1 protein-coding gene and 1 pseudogene are annotated in these 3,821 nt (G+C 67.6%); both read right to left on the reverse strand.

Annotated features, from left to right (window positions below; translation table 11 throughout):
* A partial coding sequence (locus WAW85_RS14160) for a UvrD-helicase domain-containing protein (protein WP_422560239.1) occupies positions 1–2,879 on the reverse strand: 2,879 nt, incomplete at its 3' end.
* Positions 2,876–3,821 (reverse strand): annotated as a pseudogene (locus WAW85_RS14165) (exodeoxyribonuclease V subunit gamma); the annotation flags it as partial. The pseudogene WAW85_RS14165 and the gene WAW85_RS14160, both read right to left, overlap by 4 nt.

The following is a 3,821-nucleotide window of genomic DNA, read 5'->3' on the forward strand; positions in this document are numbered from 1 at the left end:
TGATCAAGACCGAAACCTGGTGCGGCGAGCGGCAGCTCAAAGTCCAGCTCGGCGAGTCGGTCGCCCGGCGCAATACTCGCGAGATCACCGAAACCCAGCGGTGTGGTCAGTACACCGACCAGCGCCACCGCGAGCTTGTGCACATCGAGATCCACCCCGCGGCGGGCGGCGCCCTCAACGGTCCGGGCCAGCACATGCGCGGCGAGATCGTCGGTAGAGGTATCGACGTGCTCGAGTACCTCGTGTACCAGCGTGCCAAAACCGGCGCCGAACGGTAGACCGTTCATCAACGACGGCATGCCGTCGACCGGCACGTCGGCCCGCTCGGGGGCGACCCGACCCGGTCCAGCCCCGGTCGCCTCGTCTTCGGTCAGTCCGTCTTCTGGCTCGCTGCCAGTCTGGATCGGCCCGCTCGGCGTCACCCCGTGTGCGCCCCGGACCATCGCCGAATAGGAGGTCCGTCGCCACTCGTGATCGATCTGTCCAGTGAAAACTGCCGCGCCGAGCGCCTTCGCGGCTCCGTCCGCGGGCCGATTCCACTGCAGCCCCGACGCATGCCGGGCCGGTTCGACGACGATCTGACCCGCCCCGGCTAAATCCCGGACACCACACAACGACTGTTTGGTGTCTGCATCATCCATCGGCAGCGCCACGGCGAGATCAATCGGCACGGCTAGCCCCCCGCCGGCGACCGCCTGCTGCCGCTGCACTGCGGTGAACAGCAGCCGGTGCAGCGCACCCTGCGCGGTCACCGAACTCGGCGCCCACCACAGGACCACCTGGGAACGCGCCCGCGTCAGGGCAACGTACAGCAATCGCAGGTCCTGGCCAGCCTCATCGACGACGGCCAGGTGTTCGCGCTCGCGGTAACCGGGGGCGAACTTACCGCCGACGTCGAGCCGCCGGGTGCCGTCGCCGTCATGGTAGATCTGCGTCTGCGTATCGAAGCGGCGCGCACCGTCCCAGCCGAAAGGCAGGTAGACGATCGGAAACTCTAGGCCCTTGCTCGCGTGCACCGTCATGATCTGGACGGCCCGCGTATCCCGGTCCAGCCTGCGGGTCTGCGCCCCACCGTGCCGCATCGGCGACTCGTCCTCGATCTGACCGCCCAGCCAGGCCGCCAGCGATGCCAATCCGCCCGACGATCCGGCGACCCGCGCATTGCACAGATCGGCGAGCTGCCGCAGATCGGTCAGCAGGCGCTCGCCGCCATCGGCACCCAGCAGCCGTTCCTCCGTCGCGAAAGTGTCCAGCAGACGCGCCGACATCGAGGCGAAGCCGCCGTCGGCGAACACCCGGGACAGCTCGGCGAACCGCGCGGCGAGCACCCCGACGCCCTCATCGCCGCGGGCGTCGAGTTCTTGGGCCGATCTACCGACAAGCGGCGTGAGTGCCGCCAGCCGCACCCGACGGGAGTTCGATGGCTGCTCGATCGCCAGCAGTAGGTACCACCAATGCCGCGCCGCCGCGGTCTTGAAGATCGACGTCCCCGAGCGCACCACCGACGAGATCCCGCGGTCGGCGAGCGCCTCTTGCAGTGGCTCTACGGTGGCATTCGCGCGCACCAGGATCGCCACATCGCCCGGCTGGACCGATCGCACCAGACCGGTGTCAGGATCGTCGAGCGTCACGTCCGAACTCAGCATCGACGCGATATCGCTGGCAGTGTCGGCGATGACGCGGGGCCGCACCTGCGCCACCCTCGGCGTCGTGTCACTGAAGTCCGCCTCGCCGAGCAGAGCCCGCAGCCGGACCGGCGGCGACCCGTAGATGCGCGAGGTCCGCTGCCGCGCGGTGACCGGATGGAAATCGATCCGCGGGTCACCGAACGTGGCGCCGGTGAAGACGGCGGCCAGGGCCTCGACCAGCGGACCATCCGAGCGCCAGTTGGTCACCAGTCGCCGGGTGTCACTCGCGTCAGCGACCGCATTGAGGTAGCTGCGCACCTCGGCACCGCGGAAGCCGTAGATGGATTGCTTCGGGTCACCGACGAGCAGCAACGGCACATGCCCGTGAAAGCACCGTTTCACGATCTCCCACTGCTGCGGATCGGTGTCCTGGAATTCGTCGATCAGCACCACGGAAAACTGGTCGCGAATGCGTGCACAGGCGCGATCACCGACGTTCTCGTCGGTGATCAGCGAATACAGGACGTTCTGCAGATCATCGTAGGTCCGCACCCTGGCCAGCCGCTTCCGGTGTGCGATCTCCCGGCGCGCCGCGCGTGCGACATCGAGCCGGGCGGTCGACGCCTCATCCGCGTCGTCAGGGTCGGGCGCAAGGATGGCCCCCAGCTGTCGGACCGCGTCTCGCGCGACCTCAGCGACGGCGGCGAATCCCGGTGCTTCATCCGGCGTGGCGGCAAAGGACTGCAGGTACAGGTCATTGACCAGCTCGGCAACCATATCGTCGACATTCTCAACGATCGGGACCTGTTGTTCGCGTTCGCCGAGGAACCCCAGGGCGGCCAGCATGCGGTTGCAGAAGGTGTGGGTAGTCGCGACGGTGGCCGCATCGAAATCGCCCATCGCTTCGGCCAGATGCAGTCGCCGCTGTGCCACCTCGTCCACAGTTCCCTGGCGCAGCAACGCGATGAGTTCATCGCCGTCTGGTTCCCGTTCACCGAGCCGGGACAGCGTCGCAGGATCAAGTGCCGCAACGCATTCGCCGATACGCGATCGAGTGCGGTGGCGCAGTTCATTGGATGCGGCGTTCGAGAAGGTTGCCATGAGCAGCCGATCCACCGTGGTCCGGCCCTCGGCGAGATACCGGACGGCGAGCGCGACAATCGCATAGGTCTTGCCGGTTCCGGCGCTGGCCTCCAACACGACGGTGCCGGTCGGCAGATCCGCCGTCAGGTCGAAATCACTGACGCTCATTTGCTGCTCTCCCCCGCTCGCATCGGCCCGTAGATTGCTGCTGCCAGTCCGATGAACCGGATTTGCGCCGGGTTCAGTCCGGCCGCGGCGAAGCCGGGCAGCAGCCCGTCGACTGCGGCCAGCGGCTCGGCTCCGGCCAGGCCCACCAGTTCGTCGACGCTCGCCGACCGACCGGGATCGTCGTACAGCATCCAGCTCACGTACCGGTCCTTGAGCTGGAAGTCTCGCGCTCTCTGGACCCGCAACAGCGCCCGGTCAGGCTTACCCCCGCCGGTCTGGTCGATCAGCCCGAACGACTGCGCGGCCTCGTCGCCGATATCGGGCGGCAGCCAGAACGGCGACCGCAGCCCGGCGTCCCGGATCGCGACCAGTTGTTCGAGCAGCGTGCACGGGTCACCGGGGACCGTCAGCCTGCTGATCGCCGCACCCGGATCTTTGCCTCGCGCTCCGCCGATAGTCAGCGCTCCGGCTACCTGAGCCGACGATCCCGCCGTCATCGCGAGCAATCGGATCCAGGACGCGAGCCGGTACTTGGCACCGAGCTTCGAGTAGTTGACCTGCACCAGATGATCGCCGAAGACATCGCTCACCGTGCCGTAGACGCGGCGCCCGTCGCTCAGCCGAACGCGCACGTCGACGGTATCGTTTCGCCCGGCGCGGTGCGCGATCGCGGCGATGCCAATCGCCCGCGCCTTCGCTTCGATCACCTCGAATGCGTTACGTCCGAAGCCGAACGGCGGCAATTCACCACGACGAAACTCGGCTCCGGCGAGTACGGACCGGTCGGTTCCTGCCAGGAAACCTCGCAGATACCGGTCACCGATCTTCCAGGCCGCCAGGCCATCGAGCGCGATGTCGAGCTGATCGGGATGCATCTCGTCGGGCTCAGGCAGCAGTGCCCCGAGGCGCTGGCGCACGAAGCGCTCGGCCGGGGACTGAAAG

Source organism: Gordonia sp. (in: high G+C Gram-positive bacteria) (assembly GCF_049299075.1).
Lineage (GTDB): Bacteria > Actinomycetota > Actinomycetes > Mycobacteriales > Mycobacteriaceae > Gordonia.